The organism is Streptomyces sp. NPDC048211 (assembly GCF_043202315.1).
GTDB lineage: Bacteria > Actinomycetota > Actinomycetes > Streptomycetales > Streptomycetaceae > Streptomyces.
Map to the genome: position 1 here is coordinate 366,377 of NZ_JBIDAD010000007.1, position 15,939 is coordinate 382,315.

The following is a 15,939-nucleotide window of genomic DNA, read 5'->3' on the forward strand; positions in this document are numbered from 1 at the left end:
GCCGGCCTGTGCGTCACCGCATCCGGCCCAGGGCGTCCCGCAGCCGCCGGGCATCGCGCAGCCGCTTCTCGTACGTGGCCCCCACCGCCAGCAGCAGTACCCCGGCCAACGCCGGCGCCACCCAGCGGGGCATCGCACCCACCACCTGCACCACATACGGCGCCAGCTCGTGCAGCGAGTCCAGCGCCAGCACCGCACCGCCCAGCACCAGCAGCGCCTGGAGCCGCAGCCGCGCCCCCAGCAGCGTGATCACCAGCGTCGCCCCACCGAGCAACAGAGGCCGCAGCCAGTGCGGGTCGGCCCAGGCGGCGATGAGCGAGGGCACCAGCGTCACCGACAGGCCCGCCCCGTACGCCGTCCACGAGGACGCCGCGGAATCGCGACGCCGCCGCAGCACACCGATGACCAGCGCAGGCACGGTCACCGGCAGGGTGTACGCCTCCGGGGACGACACCCCGGACACCGACAGCCGCACCCAGGACGCGAGGACGAACAGCGCGGTCGCCAGATACCCGGCCACCTTCCGCCGCTCCGGGCGCAGCGCCGTACCCGCCGCCAGTACCCCGCCGAGGGCCAGCACCAGAGCCAGGAACGGCGGGTCCTCCAGAGCCGCCACTACCGCGGCGAGGCCCACCGCCGCGCCGGTCAGTTCGAGCGGCAGCGCCACCGGGTGCCCCTTCAGCCGTGCACCCAGCCCGGCCGTCACCGCGGGGACGGCGAGCAGCACGGGCGCCGCCTCGTACGCCTCCAGCCCCATCGACGCACCGAACGCGACGGCGAGCACCGCGGCACAGACCACCGCCGCACACGCCAGCACCGCCTGCACGGTCACGAACACCGCGGAACGCGACGGTTCCCCTGGCGTGTCCAACGCCGTCGCGGCGCCGGCGAACAACAGCGACAGCGCGCCGAACACCGCGTACGTGGCCGGTTCCGAACTCAACGACAGCAACGCCACGTCCACCGCACCGGCCGACGCGCACACCCACGCGCTCACCGCCACGCCCGTCATCCCGCGACGCAACGCGCCCGACGCGAGGGTCACCGCCGCCGCGGCGAGCATCCACTGGAGCGAAGCAGCCGCCGTGTACGAGACGTTCAGCGCCGCCGGCAGCAGGCTCAGCCCCGCCCAGCCGGCCACCACCGCCGAGGTCGCCGCAGCCGTCCGCCACACGGGGCCGGGGGACAGCGCCGGTCCTGCCCACCGCGCCACGGCGTCCCACGACCGGTACGCGGCCGTGAGGGCCGCAGCCACCATCAGCAGCACCACCGGAGCCGCCGCCATCTCCTGCCACGGCAGGTCCGTGGCCCCCAGCGCTCCCCGGGCCCCCTCACCCGGCGTCCCCGACCACAGCCGGCCCAGCTGGGCCAGCGGACCCACCAGCACCACCGCGACCGGGGCTGCCGAGAACAGCACCGAGGCCACCGTCACCGAACCCGCCGCCCACACCAGCCCCCGCACAGCCGGACGCCCCAGCGGAGCCCGTACCCCCAGCAACAGCAGCCCGCCGCACACCAGATACACCGGAACCGCCCAGCCGCCCGACACCCCCGCGGTCAGCACACCGCCGACCGCGGCGACGGCGGCCAGCCCGGCCATCGCCCCACCCGCTCCCGCGAGAGCCGCCGGCGCCCGCCGGGCCCCCGCGAGAGCGATCACCGCACCTGCCAGCAGCAGCGCCCCCGGCGCCACCGCGCCTGCCGGCCCCTCGGCCGACAGCGACTTCACCAGAGCCACCAGCAGCCCCGATCCGCCGGTGACCCAGAGACCGGCACAGGCCGTGACCCGGACCGCTGCTCCCTTGAACCGCAACGCGATCGCACAGTCCAGTGCCGCCGTCGCCAGCATTGCGACGGCGAACACCAGGGCGTCCGCGTCGCCGGCCCACGCCCACAGCACCAGCGGCAGCTGCGCGCTGACGACGGCCAGGGGCAGGGGCAGCCGCAGCCGGCCGAGCAGCAGACCGTAGGCCGCCCAGAGCACCGCCAGAACGGCCGAGGCGGTCGCCGCGTACCCGGGCACGCCGGCCTCCGGAACCGCGACCAGGTACAGGGCGAAGGCGTCCAGCACCATCAGCACCGACGCCAGCGCCCCGAGCGCCTCCGCTGTGGCGGACAGGCCCCGCCGAAGGAGCACCGCGGGCGTGGCCAGCGCCGCGACCGTCACGGCGGTCAGGACCGCCGAACGGCCGCCGATCCCCATCTGACCCCAGCTGACCAGCGTGAACGCGATCGCGGCGATCGTCAGCAGCAGACCGCCGAGGACGAGCAGCACGTTCTGCGCACTGCGGGTGCGCACCGGGGGAGCGGGCGGGGCGAACGGCGGCCCGAAGACGGCCGGGGAACCGGCACGGGCCGGAGGGTGCGGAAACTGCGGCGTGACCGGCCGGGGTCCGGGCGCCTGCAGCACGCTCAGCAGCCAGGTACGGCGGGTCAGCAGCTGGGACCGGCGCAGATCGAGCCGGGCGAGCTCACGGTCGAGGAGGACCAGTTCCTCGGCGGGTGGCGGCACATGTTCCATGGGGGCGAGTGTGGCGCCGGCCACGCGACAGGGCATGGGCACGCGTACTCAGATCCCCGGCTGAGTACCCGCATCCTGGAGACATGGACTGGAGTCACTACCGATTTGTCAGCGTCTGGGACCTTCCCGGCCCGCCGAGCGCCGTCTACGCGCACCTCGAACGCGTCGAGGACTACCCGCGCTGGTGGCCCCAGGTCCGCGAGGTCACCTCCGTCGACGACACCTCCGGCACCGCCCGGATCCGCTCACTCCTCCCGTACGACCTCGTCATGACCCTGCGCGCCCGCCGCCGTGACCTGCCCGGCGGCATCCTCGAAGTGGCGCTCACGGGCGACCTCGAGGGCTGGGCGCGCTGGACCGTCGTGCCGCACGCCGCCGGGAGCCGCGCCACGTACGAACAGGAGGTGGTGGTGCGCCGGGCGCTGATGAGGGTCCTCGCGGTGCCGGGACGGCCGGTGTTCCGGGCCAATCACGCCCTGATGATGCGGGCCGGAAGACGTGGCCTCGCGGCTCGCCTCGAAGCGGTTTGAACCACACCCGCCGAGCCCTGTATGGTTCAACCCGTTCCCGGGCGATTAGCTCAGTGGGAGAGCGCTTCGTTCACACCGAAGAGGTCACTGGTTCGAACCCAGTATCGCCCACCCCGGGAGAGGCCGGTCCGTCAGCAACACCGACGGGCCGGCTTCTGCGTGTCCGGGCCCTGCCCGCCCGGCCTTCTGTCTGCCCGGTGCGCCTTTCCGGTCCGGCTCTGCGCCTCCGGGCACGAAGGCATCCGCTCCGCTCACGCCGCCGTGCGCAGCTCCGGACGCAGGGGCCAGGCCGGGTCCACCGTCTCCGGCGTCCCGCTCCTGGCGAACCAGGCCTGCAGACCACGCGCCTGGGCCGCGTGCCACACCGCCTGGAGCGTGTGCAGCTCCGCCGGTGAAAGCCGCTCCAGACGGGTCGCGAACCGCCGCCCCACCGCCCGCACCAGCTCCAGCGACGCCGCCGCGTCGGCCGCGGCGTCGTGGGCGCCGTCCAGCACCACCCCGTACAGCTCACAGAGGTCCGTGAGCGTGCGCCGCCCCTTGCGGTAGCGGTCCAGATGCTTGTCGAGCACCCGCGGGTCCAGCACGCACAGCGAGGCGGTCTCCAGGTAGCCGGCCAGCGACGATGCCCGGTGCCGCCTCAACTCCCGGTCCAGCAGCGTCAGATCGAACGGCGCGTTCATCACGACCAACGGCCGTCCCGCCGCGCTCTGCTCGGCCAGCGCCCTCGCTATCTCCTCGACCACCGGCGCGGGCCACCGCCCGTTGCGCTGCAGGTGGTCGTCGGTCAGGCCATGGATCTCCGTCGCCCCCACGGGCACCGGAATCCCCGGATTCACCAGCCAGCGGGTGACACGCGCCCGCCCGCCGGCACTGTCCTGGACGACGAGCGCGGCCGAAACGATCCGGTCCTGCTCGACGTCCACTCCCGTCGTCTCGGTGTCGAAAGCGGCCAACGGCCCCTCATACCAATGAGTCATCCCCGAACTCCTCGCGCCCGAGCGGCAGATGGTGAGATTCCTCTGCCCGGTTCGGTGATACCCGCACCCTTTGCCTGATACGCCGTTTGAGGGCCGTCCTGTGCGGTGACAACACAGGTGACGGGGCCGGAAGTTGAGAAACGGCCGCGTCCCACCTACTCATCGGCACAGCCCGGAAGGCATACGGAGCCATGGCGCTCGCGCAGCCCGAACCGAGTGGGCTGCTGCCCCAGCGGACCGCACCGCTGCGCGGCGCACTCGCCACCACCGCCTGCATGGAGACCCTCCAGGTGGGCTACTTGCACGCGGTCGCGGCCGCGGCGGGGTGCTCCCTGTCGCAGCCCTTCCCCGACAACGGCATCGACTGGCACGTCAGCCACGGCGCCCCCGGCCACGTCGTCGACGACGAGGTGACCATCAAGGTCCAGCTGAAGTGCACCTACCAGATACCGGCCCGCCCGCCCGGTCCGACGTTCGCCTTCACACTCGACAACGCCCACCTCGTGAAGCTCGCCCGGACCCCCGTGTCCGTGCACAAGATCCTCGTGGTGATGCTCGTGCCCCGCAGCCAGGACGACTGGCTGCGGGCCGGACACGACCGCCTCGACCTGCGGCACTGCTGCTACTGGACCAATCTGGCCGGTCACGCCGTGACCGGCCGGCACCGGACCACCGTGCGGATCCCGACCTCGCGCATCTTCGACGACCGAGCGCTCTGCGAGATCATGACCCGCGTCGGCGCGGGAGGGAGACCCTGATGCACCGGCCGATGGACGAGTCCGTCCACGAAGTGTTCCCGTCAGCCGTCCGGCCCCACCCCGGCGAACAGGCGGGCCCCTGGCCCACCGCCTCACCGGCCGGCGGCCTCCCCGACCCCGCACGCGTCGACCCCGCGGTCCTCGGCGTCCTGCTCGCCCGGCACGGCTGGCAGCGGCGTGGCGGTGCGGCCGGGCGCTACAGCCGCTGGACCCCGCCCGGCCCGCCCGGCGGCTCCACCAGCCTGCTCGTGCCCGACACCACCGCCTTCCCGGACAGCGAGGACCTGCTCGGCGAGGCCCTGACCGCCCTGGCCCGCAGCGCCGCACCCTCCGCCCGCGAGGTACTGGTCTCGCTCGCCGTCCCCAGCGACGAGATCCGCTGGTGGCGCGACGTCCCCGAACCGGCCGCCGCGGCCACCGGGGCCGCCAGCTGGACCGGGTCGGAGCAGCTGCACGGCGCGGCCCGGCAGATCCTCCTGGCCGGCGCACTCGCCGTCCGGGGCCGGGCCGGTTACCACGGCGCCCGCCACCGCCGCCGCGCCCTGGCGACGCTCGGCTCCGTCCTCATCGGCCCCGCGCCGGGCGGCCGCGACCTCACGGCGTTCGTCCCCGTCGAGGCGGGCCGCCCCCTCGCCGTGCGCCTCTACCACGCCCTGCACGCCGCACGGGAGGCCGTCGACTACCAACGGGCCACCGGCGGCATGGAGGCCTTCGACACCGCCGTCGAGGCGGGCGTCAGCCGCGAACTGACGGAGGCGGTCATCGCGCTCGTCCGGGGATCGGAGGGGGCCGGGATCGCGTTGGACTGGGCGCCCGCCGCCGGAGCCCCCGACGGCTGCCCGGCCCGCCCCGAACCGGTCGAGTTCTCCCCGGGTGACCTGCCGGCCCTGCGCCTGGCGGGCGCCCGCTACCTCCGGGACGAGCCCGCGGTGACGGTGCGGATCACCGGCGCCGTCGTGCGCCTGCGCCGCTCGGGTCCGCGCGGGGCCGGAATCGTACGGCTGCGGGTCCTGGCGGGCGCCGAGGTGCCGCACGTACGGCTGGAGCTCGACGAGGAGGAGTACCGGATCGCGGGCCAGGCCCACCTGGTGGGGCTGCCCGTGCGGGTGGAGGGCAGGCTGGAGAGCCGGGGCGGCTTCCGGCGGCTGACCAGCGCCTCGCAGGTGGTTCCGGTCCAGGTCGACGAGGAGGAGCGGGACCGGCTGATGAAGTCGCTCCAGGAGAACGTCGACCATTTCGAGGAGGCGTGCACGGGGGAGTAGCGGGGCGGCGGCGGCCCATTTCGCTAAGGGGGCCGTCGGCTCGGTACGATTCCCCTTGCGTACGCCATGGGAATGCGGCGCACCCCCTGAGTCAGGAGAGACCGGTGTCAGACGTCCGTGTGACCATCCAACGCGATTCCGAGCGGGAAGAGCGCGTGGTGACGACGGGCACTACGGCAGCCGAGCTCTTCCCCGGCGAGCGCACCGTCGTCGCCGCCCGCATCGCCGGTGAGCTGAAGGACCTCGCGTACGTCGTCGCCGACGGCGAGACCGTCGAGCCCGTCCTCATCTCCTCCGAGGACGGCCTGAACATCCTGCGCCACTCCACCGCGCACGTGATGGCCCAGGCCGTCCAGGAGCTCCACCCCGAGGCCAAGCTGGGCATCGGCCCGCCGGTCAAGGACGGCTTCTACTACGACTTCGACGTCGAGAAGCCGTTCACGCCCGAGGACCTCAAGGCCATCGAGAAGAAGATGCAGGAGATCCAGAAGCGGGGCCAGAGGTTCTCCCGCCGGGTCGTGACGGACGAGGCGGCCCGCGAGGAGCTCGCCGACGAGCCGTACAAGCTGGAGCTCATCGGCATCAAGGGCTCCGCCTCCTCGGACGACGGCGCGGACGTCGAGGTGGGCGGCGGCGAGCTGACCATCTACGACAACCTCGACGCGAAGACCGGCGAGCTGTGCTGGAAGGACCTCTGCCGCGGCCCGCACCTGCCGACCACCCGCTTCATCCCCGCGTTCAAGCTGATGCGGAACGCGGCGGCGTACTGGCGCGGCAGCGAGAAGAACCCGATGCTCCAGCGCATCTACGGGACCGCCTGGCCGACCAAGGACGAGCTGAAGGCGCACCTGGAGTTCCTGGAGGAGGCCGCCAAGCGCGACCACCGCAAGCTCGGCAACGAGCTGGACCTCTTCTCCTTCCCCGACGAGATCGGCCCCGGCCTCGCGGTCTTCCACCCCAAGGGCGGCGTCATCCGCCGGGCCATGGAGGACTACTCGCGGCGCCGCCACGAGGAGGAGGGCTACGAGTTCGTCTACTCGCCGCACGCCACCAAGGGCAAGCTCTTCGAGAAGTCCGGCCACCTGGACTGGTACGCCGACGGCATGTACCCGCCCATGCAGCTCGACGACGGGGTGGACTACTACCTCAAGCCGATGAACTGCCCGATGCACAACCTGATCTTCGACGCGCGCGGCCGCTCCTACCGTGAACTGCCGCTGCGCCTCTTCGAGTTCGGCACGGTGTACCGGTACGAGAAGTCGGGCGTCGTGCACGGCCTGACCCGCTCGCGCGGCTTCACGCAGGACGACGCGCACATCTACTGCACCAAGGAGCAGATGGCGGAGGAGCTCGACCGGACGCTCACGTTCGTCCTGAACCTGCTCCGCGACTACGGTCTGACCGACTTCTACCTGGAGCTCTCCACCAAGGACCCGGAGAAGTTCGTCGGCAGCGACGAGGTCTGGGAAGAGGCCACCGAGACGCTGCGTCTGGTCGCCGAGAAGCAGGGCCTGCCCCTGGTCCCCGACCCGGGCGGCGCCGCGTTCTACGGCCCGAAGATCTCGGTGCAGTGCAAGGACGCCATCGGCCGGACCTGGCAGATGTCGACCGTGCAGCTCGACTTCAACCTGCCGGAGCGCTTCGACCTGGAGTACACCGGCCCCGACGGCACCAAGCAGCGCCCGGTCATGATCCACCGCGCCCTGTTCGGCTCCATCGAGCGGTTCTTCGCCGTTCTCCTGGAGCACTACGCGGGTGCGTTCCCGGTGTGGCTGGCGCCCGTCCAGGCGGTCGGCATCCCGATCGGCGACGCGCACATCCCGTACCTCCAGGAGTTCGCGGCCAAGGCCCGCAAGCAGGGGCTGCGGGTCGACGTGGACGCGTCGTCGGACCGGATGCAGAAGAAGATCCGCAACCAGCAGCGCGCCAAGGTGCCCTTCATGATCATCGCGGGCGACGAGGACATGGCCAACGGGGCCGTCTCCTTCCGCTACCGCGACGGTTCGCAGGAGAACGGCATCCCGGTCGAGGACGCCATCGCCAAGATCGCCAAGGCCGTGGAGGACCGCGTCCAGGTCTGATCCGTGCCCGGCAGGGGCCCCCGGTGAGCTACCCGCTCGCCGGGGGCCCCTTCTCGTCCTCCCGCCGGAACACCTGGACGAGCCACGACGAGAACGAACCCGTCACCGCCCCCAGCAGTGCCAGCCCGCAGGCCATCAGGCCCGCCGCGACGACGCGGCCCCACGGCGTCACCGGCACGGCGTCCCCGTACCCCACCGTCGTGAGGGTCGCGCACGCCCACCAGACCGCGTCGCCGAAGGTCCGGATCGAGGCGCCCGGTGCGTCGTGCTCCTGGTGGTAGACCGCGAGGGACGCCGAGAGGCCGAGCAGCACGGCCGTCAGGCCGGCGTACGACATCACCCGCGCGTACAGGCTCAGCCGCGGCTCGTCGTGACGCTTCTGGATGGCCGTGTAGACCTTGACCAGCCGCAGCGGGCGCAGCAGAGGCAGCAGGACTACGAGCGTGTCGAGCCAGCGCACCCGGACGAAGCGGTGACCCAGGCCGCTGAGGCGGATCCGGACGGCGTAGTCGAGGACGAAGAGCAGCCAGGTGGCGGCGACCAGGGCGAGGGCGAGGTCGTGCCACGGCTCGGCGTCGTCCGGGGCGAGGACCCGGACCGCGTAGCCGAGCAGGAACAGCAGCGAGGCGGCGAAGAGCGGTACCTCGGTGCGCTGCTCCCAGAGGATGAAGGCGGGTGAGGGCCGGGCCGGGGTGCGGTCGCTCATCGGCCCAGCATCGCGGCGAGTGGACGGGATCGGCCCCGGCGACACGCTTTGCGGGGGGTACGCAATATGCTGATCGGCATGACGAGTGAGCCGGAGCAGCAGATCGGAGTGGGAACGCCCGATGCGTTCCAGCGCCTGTGGACGCCCCACCGGATGGCGTACATCCAGGGCGAGAACAAGCCGACCGGCCCGGAGGCCGGCGACGGCTGTCCGTTCTGTGAGATCCCTTCGAAGTCGGACGAGGACGGGCTCGTCGTCGCGCGGGGCGAGAAGGTCTACGCCGTGCTGAATCTGTATCCGTACAACGGCGGGCACCTGATGGTGGTGCCGTACCGGCACGTCGCGGACTACACCGGGCTGGACGGTCCGGAGACGCTGGAGCTCGCCGATTTCACCAAGCGTGCGATGACGGCGCTGCGTGCGGCCTCGGGGGCGCACGGGTTCAACATCGGGATGAATCAGGGGGCTGTGGCCGGTGCCGGTATCGCCGCGCATCTGCATCAGCACCTGGTGCCCCGCTGGGGTGGTGACACCAACTTCATGCCGGTGGTGGGTCATACCAAGGTGCTGCCGCAGCTGTTGGGCGACACGCGCAGGATGCTGGCCGACGCCTGGCCGCACGGCGCCTGACCCCGGCTTCCGTTTCCTGGCGAAGGGCGCCCCGGTTCTCCGGGGCGCCCTTCGCCGTAGGTCCTCAGTACTGTCCGTCGGTCGACCAGGGACGGCGGGACAGCCCTCAGGCGTCGTAGAGGTCGGCCTTGCGCGGGCTGGGGTCCTGGACGAGTCCGCTCAGTATCGAGGAGCGGTTGTCGAAGCGCTCCGTGTCGACGCCGTTCTCGTTGAGGACCTTCAGCGCGGCGCTGTGCACGACGCGCAGGACGGGGGTGGCGGCGCGCATCGCGTCGTCCGCCATGAAGCGGTGACGCCACGGCTTCTCGGCCCAGGCGTGCCGCAGTCCGAAGGGTTCGGGCAGGGCGATCTTGCCGCCGAGGTAGTCGAGGAGCGGCGGGTACCAGGTGAAGGGGGCGCGCAGGGCGAGGCGGACGACTTCCTTCGACTCGACCAGCGCCAGCGTGATGTCGCGGGTCTCCCAGAACTTGACGGTCTTGTTGACCGTCTTCTTCTTGGCCGCCGGCTTGCTGGTGAACAGGGAGTGGACCGGGCCGAGGGCGTGGCCGGTGACCTCGATGCGCAGGGTCTCGAAGAGCACGGTGACGGTGATCATCATGGTGATGACGAGCTGGCCGTCCCAGAGGGTGAACTGGACGCCCAGGTAGTGACGGTCGCCGCCGCCGAACTGCTGGTGGTTGCAGATCCGCTGTATTTCGTGGGGCTTCACCTGGAAGGTGGCGACATCCTCACCCTCGGGGCGGGACACCGCGTCGGCGTTCTCCCCGACGGGCGAGACGATCCAGTGGGTGACCGAGGGGGTGGGGAACCCGCCGGTGTTCAGCGGGCCGCGCTCCAGCATCTTGAGCTGGTCGTGGATGACGCGTATCAGGTCCCAGCTGCGGAACTGGTGGAACTCCTTGCCCGGCTCCTTGGAGACGAGGTCCTCGGCCAGCTGCCAGCTGCCCCAGCGCGTGCCCATGCCGAGGATGCCCTTGGGGCCGGCGTAGAAGACGGAGTTGGACTGCTGTTCTGCGGAGAGCTTCTCCAGGCCCTGGCGGAGCGCTTCGCGTGCCGTCTCGTTGGGGTTCTTCGGAACGGCCTCGGGGATCTTGGCGATGACGCCGCCGCCCGAGAGCAGGCCCTCCCAGCGGGCGCGCATGTCCTGGGCGGAGGCCTCGGCGATCCGTTTGGCGATCAGCCAGCCGATGACGGGGGCGACGATCATCGCGCGCAGGTACAGCCCCAGGAGCCCGGTGAGGGGCATCTTGATCAGGAGGAACAGCGCGCCGATGCCGATGATGGGCAGCAGGGCGTTGCCGATGGCGGAGAGGCCCTTGTCCTTGGTGTTGGCGAGGCCGTCGCGCAGGCGGAAGGCGATCACCCACAGCAGCATTCCGGGCAGGAAGACGAAGCCGAACAGGGCGGTCACGGCGGTGAGCTTGGTGTCGCGGGCCTTGCGCAGGCGGGTCGCCGACAGGCAGTGCTCGACAACGGTCTGCGGGTCGCTGCCGAACGACTGGATGAGGGCTTTCCGCGCCCCGCCCAGCATGCGTTCCTGGACGGCGCGGGAGAAGGCCTCACCGAGGTTGGGTTTGAAGTAGTCGGACTTGAAGAGCTTGGAACGCCCTTCCTTCACTTCGGACTTGTGCCACTCGCTGTTGGCTTTGAGGATTTCCTCCACCGGACTGTCGCGGTACGCGGCAGAGGCGAGGGCGTTGGTCGCCACCGCCGCTCCTGCCGACCCCTGGAGCGGAATCTGCGCTCCGGGAGAGAAATCGAATCCGTTGCTGGCCACTGTCGCCCCCACTCGCCGCCGAGGAACCGCTCCTGCGGCTGTTTCCCAACTGCCGGGCCCGGCACACTTTCTGAGCTGGGAGCACAGCGTATCGTCCGAATAGGTACGCCGTCCGGCCCTGTGGACAACGGTGGGCGGACCGGGTCGTTATGCGTGTTTCACGCCGTTCTCCCGCTTTTCGTGGAGGCGGTCGGCCAGGTGCGGAGGCATGGCCTCGTGGCGGGCGTAGGCGCGGTCGAAACGGCCGGTTCCGTGGGACAGGGAGCGCAGGTCGACCGCGTACCGGCCGATCTCCAGCTCCGGCACCTCGGCCCGTACGAGCGTGCGCCCGGAGCCGGACTGTTCGGTGCCGGTCACCCGGCCGCGGCGGCCGGAGAGGTCGCTCATGACCGGGCCGACGTAGTCGTCGGGGATCAGTACGCGAACCTCGGCGACCGGTTCCAGGAGCTGGATGCGGGCGTCGTCCGCGGCCTCGCGCAGGGCCAGGGCGCCCGCGGTCTGGAACGCGGCGTCGGAGGAGTCCACGGAGTGGGACCTGCCGTCCCGCAGGGTCACACGCACGTCGACCAGCGGATGTCCGGCGGTGAGGCCGCGGGCGGCCTGGGCGCGGACGCCCTTCTCGACCGACGGGATGAAGTGGCGGGGCACCGATCCGCCGACCACCTTGTCGACGAACTCGATGCCGGAGCCCGGCGGCAGCGGTTCGACGTCGATCTCGCAGATGGCGTACTGGCCGTGGCCGCCGGACTGTTTGACGTGGCGGCCCCGGCCGGTGGACGGCGCGGCGAACGTCTCGCGCAGCGCGACGCGGTGGGGGACGGCGTCGACCTGGACGCCGTACCGCGTGCGCAGCCGTTCCAGCGCCACGTCGAGATGGGCTTCCCCGAGGCACCACAGGACCACCTGATGGGTGTCCTGGTTCTGTTCCAGGCGCATCGTCGGGTCCTCGGCGACGAGGCGTGCGAGGCCCTGGGAGAGCTTGTCCTCGTCGGCCTTGCCGTGGGCCTCGATGGCCAGCGGCAGCAGCGGGTCGGGCATGGTCCACGGCTCCATCAACAGGGGATGGTCCGGGGCGGACAGGGTGTCGCCGGTCTCGGCGCAGTCCAGCCTGGCGACGCAGGCGAGATCGCCGGCGACGCAGGAGGTCAGGGGGCGCTGCAGTTTGCCGAAGGGGGACGAGAGGGCTCCGACGCGGATCTCGGCCTCGTGGAAGGGCCGGGGCTCGTGGCCGGGGTCGTCGAGTCCGTGGCCGGATATGTGCACCGTGTCGTCGGGGTGAAGGGTGCCGGAGAAGACGCGGACGAGAGAGAGCCGGCCGACGTAGGGGTCGGAGGCCGTCTTGACGACCTCGGCGGCCAGGGGGCCCTGCGGGTCGCAGTCCAGGGTGGGGAGCGAGGCGCCGTGCAGCGTGGTGACGGCGGGCAGGGGGCGTTCGAGCGGGGTGGGGAAACCCCCGGTGATCAGGTCGAGCAGTTCGACGGTGCCGATGCCCTGGCGAGCGCCGTCGGTGGCGGGCGCGGCGGTGAGGACGGGGTGGAAGGTGCCGCGTGCGACGGCACGTTCGAGGTCGTCGACGAGTGTCCCGATGTCGATGGGGGCGCCGCCGAGGTAGCGGTCCATCAGGGTCTCGTCCTCGCTCTCGGCGATGATCCCCTCGATCAGCCGGTTGCGGGCGTCGGCCAGGGGCGTCTGCTGGGACGCGGTGGGCGGGCGTTCCCGCCGTTCCCCGTCCGAGTAGTCGAAGATGCGCCGGGTGAGCAGTCCCGTGAGTCCGGTCAGCGGGGCGTGTCCGTCCGCGGCCTCGGGACCGTGCACCGGCAGGTAGAGGGGGAGCACGGCGTCGGGGTCGTCGCCGCCGAAGATCTCGCCGCAGATCCGGGTCATCGCGTCGAAGGAGGTGCGGGCGGTGTCCAGGTGGGTGACGACGATGGCGCGCGGCATGCCGACCGCCGCGCACTCCTCCCAGACAGCACGGGTCGTGCCGGCGACGGCGTCGGCCTCCTGGGCGGCCGAGACGACGAACAGGGCCGCGTCCGCCGCGCGCAGACCGGCCCTGAGTTCCCCGACGAAGTCGGCGTAACCGGGGCTGTCCAGCAGATTGATCTTGATCCCGTCCCATTCCACGGGGACGAGGGAGAGCGAGACGGAGCGTTGCCGGCGCTGTTCGATCCCGTCGTGGTCGGAGACCGTGGTGCCGTCCTCGACCCGGCCCGCCCGGTTGACCGCGCCCGCGGTCTGTGCGAGTGCCTCGACGAGGGTGGTCTTGCCGGATCCGCTGTGGCCGACCAGTACCACGTTCCGGATGGCGGAGGGGTGGCCGGCCGTCGCTGCTCCTGTGGCGGCTCCGGTGTGCGTGTGTGTCCTGTCGCCCATGACGCGTGCCTCCCGGGTGGTGGCGCCGGGCGGGGGCCCGCCGGCGCGGGATGGGGGAGCGGTTGCACGGGCACGGGGGAGCCGCCGCGGCGGCTTCGACGACGCCCGCGGTAGTTCCGAGCTTTCCACTCCGTCCGGGTCGCGTCCATACGCCGCACGCCGCCGCGGGGTCCGGCGACATCCCGCAGGGTGCCCGGACGGTGGAGTACGGCGGGCGTGACTACGATGGGCCAGTGCCCCTCCCGGCAAGTACTGCCCCGTCGGGCGAACCTTGCCGGTCGCGGCACTATGAGGGTGCTGAAGAGCCCGGCCGGGCTCGCGGTGCCCGGAACGCACGTCTGCGGCGTTGCCGAAACGTCCCCATGGCGGAGTCAGGGGACGCGCCGGCGCCTCGCGGCCGCACGCGCCGGACGCCGACCTGATCCGGCCAGGACCTTGAGCACCCTCCAGCCGGTGGCCGACGGGGCCATGCGGCCCACCGACCCCTCGGGAAGGCCATGCTGAACAAGTACGCGCGTGCATTCTTTACGCGTGTCCTCACGCCGTTCGCCGCACTGTTGCTCCGTCTGGGCGTGAGCCCCGACGCGGTCACTCTGATCGGTACGGCCGGGGTGATGGCAGGTGCGCTGGTCTTCTTCCCGATGGGGGAGTTCTTCTGGGGCACGATCGTCATCACGATCTTCGTCTTCTCCGACCTCGTCGACGGCAACATGGCGCGGCAGGCCGGCATCTCCAGCCGGTGGGGCGCGTTCCTGGACTCGACGCTCGACCGGGTGGCCGACGGGGCGATCTTCGCGGGCTTCGCGCTCTGGTACGCGGGCAGCGGCGACGACAACATCCTGTGCGCGGTCGCGATCTTCTGTCTCGCGAGCGGCCAGGTGGTCTCGTACACCAAGGCGCGCGGTGAGTCGATCGGTCTGCCGGTGGCGGTCAACGGGCTCGTGGAGCGTGCCGAACGCCTGGTGATCTCGCTGGTGGCCGCAGGTCTGGCGGGTCTCCACGCGTTCGGTGTGCCGGGGATCGACATCCTGCTGCCGATCGCGCTGTGGATCGTCGCCGTGGGCAGCCTGGTGACGCTGGTGCAGCGGGTCGTGACCGTGCGCCGCGAATCCGCCGAGGCCGATGCGGCCGCCGCGGTGTCCGCTGCGGCGGACCGGGGGAGCGAGGCCGCGCAGTGAGCGGCGTACCCGGGAACGCGAAGCCCGGACCGAAGGACCGGCTGAGCGACGGGCTGTACGGACTCGGCTGGGCCGCGGTCAAGAAGCTGCCCGAGCCGGCCGCGCGGGCGCTCTTCCGTACCCTGGCCGACCAGGTGTGGAAGCGGCGCGGCAAGAGCGTGCTGCGGCTGGAGTCCAACCTGGCGCGGGTCGTGCCGGACGCGAGCCCGGCCGCGCTCGCGGCTCTGTCCAAGGCGGGCATGCGCTCGTACATGCGCTACTGGATGGAGTCGTTCCGGCTGCCCACCTGGACCCCGGAGCGGATCAAGGCGTCCATCGACGTGACGGACGCGCACCGGCTGACCGAGGGCCTCGACGCCGGGCGCGGGGTCATTCTCGCCCTCCCGCACCTGGGGAACTGGGATCTGGCGGGGGCGTGGGTCACCACGGATCTCAAGGTCCCGTTCACCACGGTCGCCGAGCGGCTCAAGCCGGAATCGCTGTACGACCGCTTCGTGGCGTACCGCGAGGGCCTCGGCATGGAGGTGCTCGCGCACAACGGCGGGACCGCGTTCGGGACACTGGCGCGCCGGCTGCGCGAGGGCGGACTCGTCTGCCTGGTCGCCGACCGCGACCTGTCGGCCTCCGGCGTCGAGGTGACGTTCTTCGGCGACACGGCCCGGATGCCCGCGGGGCCGGCGCTCCTGGCTCAGCAGACCGGTGCGCTGCTGCTGCCGGTCACCCTCTCCTACGACGACACGCCGGTCATGAAGGCGCGGATCCATCCGGCCGTCGAGGTACCCGGCTCAGGCGACCGCGGCGAGAAGACGTCCTCCATGACACAGGCCCTGGCCGACGCGTTCGCCCTGGGCATCGCCGAACACCCGGAGGACTGGCACATGCTGCAACGGCTCTGGCTCGCCGACCTCGAACCCCGCGGAGAGTAGGCCGTGTCCGCGGCGTGCCGTCGTCCGGCTCCCCGGGGCGGTCGACGGCACGCCGCGGAGACACCCCAGGGCCTTCGGATCGGGGCATGCCGGGCTCACGAGGCCCGTCAGACGACCTCCCGAGGGCCCGGCCTCGCCCGGCCACAGGTCCCGCCGGCGCTCCCGCCGGTCGTCCGCGCTCCGCATTGACTCCCTCATCCGCCCCCGCCCCGCACGTACC

The 15,939-nt window shown here is 71.9% G+C and carries 12 protein-coding genes and 1 tRNA gene; 8 read left to right on the forward strand and 5 right to left on the reverse strand.

The features are described 5' to 3' along the window. Window positions 1-13: 13 nt before the first annotated feature. Window positions 14-2,521, reverse strand: coding sequence for an SCO7613 C-terminal domain-containing membrane protein (locus tag ACGFZA_RS26420; protein WP_393682308.1), 2,508 nt, complete (start codon window positions 2,519-2,521; stop codon window positions 14-16). 83 nt (window positions 2,522-2,604) lie between these two features. Here ACGFZA_RS26420 and ACGFZA_RS26425 point away from each other — a divergent pair, with 83 nt between their 5' ends. Both ACGFZA_RS26425 and ACGFZA_RS26430 read left to right on the forward strand, forming a co-directional pair. Further along, window positions 2,605-3,051, forward strand: coding sequence for an SRPBCC family protein (locus ACGFZA_RS26425; RefSeq protein ID WP_385286322.1), 447 nt, complete (start codon window positions 2,605-2,607; stop codon window positions 3,049-3,051). Between the two features lie 39 nt (window positions 3,052-3,090). Further along, a tRNA-Val gene (locus ACGFZA_RS26430) sits at window positions 3,091-3,162 on the forward strand. A 140-nt stretch (window positions 3,163-3,302) separates the two neighbouring features. On the opposite strand, the gene ACGFZA_RS26435 is transcribed toward ACGFZA_RS26430, so the two are convergent. Further along, window positions 3,303-4,028 (reverse strand): 3'-5' exonuclease, encoded by a 726-nt coding sequence (locus ACGFZA_RS26435; protein WP_385286321.1) that lies wholly within the window; start codon window positions 4,026-4,028, stop codon window positions 3,303-3,305. 191 nt (window positions 4,029-4,219) lie between these two features. Between ACGFZA_RS26435 and ACGFZA_RS26440 the strand changes: the two genes are divergently transcribed. From ACGFZA_RS26440 to thrS, 3 genes are all read left to right on the forward strand, one after another. Continuing rightward, the gene (locus tag ACGFZA_RS26440) at window positions 4,220-4,786 is read left to right on the forward strand and encodes a DUF4365 domain-containing protein (RefSeq protein WP_385286319.1); all 567 of its coding nucleotides are present in this window, start codon (window positions 4,220-4,222) and stop codon (window positions 4,784-4,786) included. Beyond that, window positions 4,786-6,048, forward strand: a complete 1,263-nt coding sequence (locus tag ACGFZA_RS26445) for a hypothetical protein (protein ID WP_393682311.1) — start codon at window positions 4,786-4,788, stop codon at window positions 6,046-6,048. The genes ACGFZA_RS26440 and ACGFZA_RS26445 overlap by 1 nt, the downstream gene beginning before the upstream one ends. Before the next feature lie 104 nt (window positions 6,049-6,152). After that, entirely contained in the window at window positions 6,153-8,129 is a 1,977-nt protein-coding gene (gene thrS / locus ACGFZA_RS26450) for a threonine--tRNA ligase (protein ID WP_393682313.1), read from the forward strand. Between the two features lie 28 nt (window positions 8,130-8,157). On the opposite strand, the gene ACGFZA_RS26455 is transcribed toward thrS, so the two are convergent. After that, window positions 8,158-8,835, reverse strand: coding sequence for a potassium channel family protein (locus ACGFZA_RS26455; RefSeq protein WP_385286313.1), 678 nt, complete (start codon window positions 8,833-8,835; stop codon window positions 8,158-8,160). A gap of 66 nt (window positions 8,836-8,901) precedes the next feature. On the opposite strand from ACGFZA_RS26455, the gene ACGFZA_RS26460 reads away from it, so the two are divergent. After that, window positions 8,902-9,465 (forward strand): HIT family protein, encoded by a 564-nt coding sequence (locus tag ACGFZA_RS26460; protein ID WP_385286311.1) that lies wholly within the window; start codon window positions 8,902-8,904, stop codon window positions 9,463-9,465. Window positions 9,466-9,571: 106 nt separating this feature from the next. On the opposite strand, the gene ACGFZA_RS26465 is transcribed toward ACGFZA_RS26460, so the two are convergent. Then, a complete protein-coding gene (locus tag ACGFZA_RS26465) occupies window positions 9,572-11,242 on the reverse strand; it encodes a hypothetical protein (protein WP_385281249.1) in 1,671 nt (556 codons plus the stop codon). 147 nt (window positions 11,243-11,389) lie between these two features. Next, window positions 11,390-13,615, reverse strand: coding sequence for an elongation factor G-like protein EF-G2 (locus ACGFZA_RS26470; protein WP_393682316.1), 2,226 nt, complete (start codon window positions 13,613-13,615; stop codon window positions 11,390-11,392). 497 nt (window positions 13,616-14,112) lie between these two features. Here ACGFZA_RS26470 and pgsA point away from each other — a divergent pair, with 497 nt between their 5' ends. Next, complete coding sequence (gene pgsA / locus ACGFZA_RS26475) at window positions 14,113-14,793, forward strand: phosphatidylinositol phosphate synthase (RefSeq protein WP_385281244.1); 681 nt, start codon at window positions 14,113-14,115, stop codon at window positions 14,791-14,793. Then, complete coding sequence (locus tag ACGFZA_RS26480) at window positions 14,790-15,719, forward strand: phosphatidylinositol mannoside acyltransferase (protein ID WP_393682318.1); 930 nt, start codon at window positions 14,790-14,792, stop codon at window positions 15,717-15,719. The genes pgsA and ACGFZA_RS26480 overlap by 4 nt, the downstream gene beginning before the upstream one ends. Window positions 15,720-15,939 lie beyond the last annotated feature (220 nt).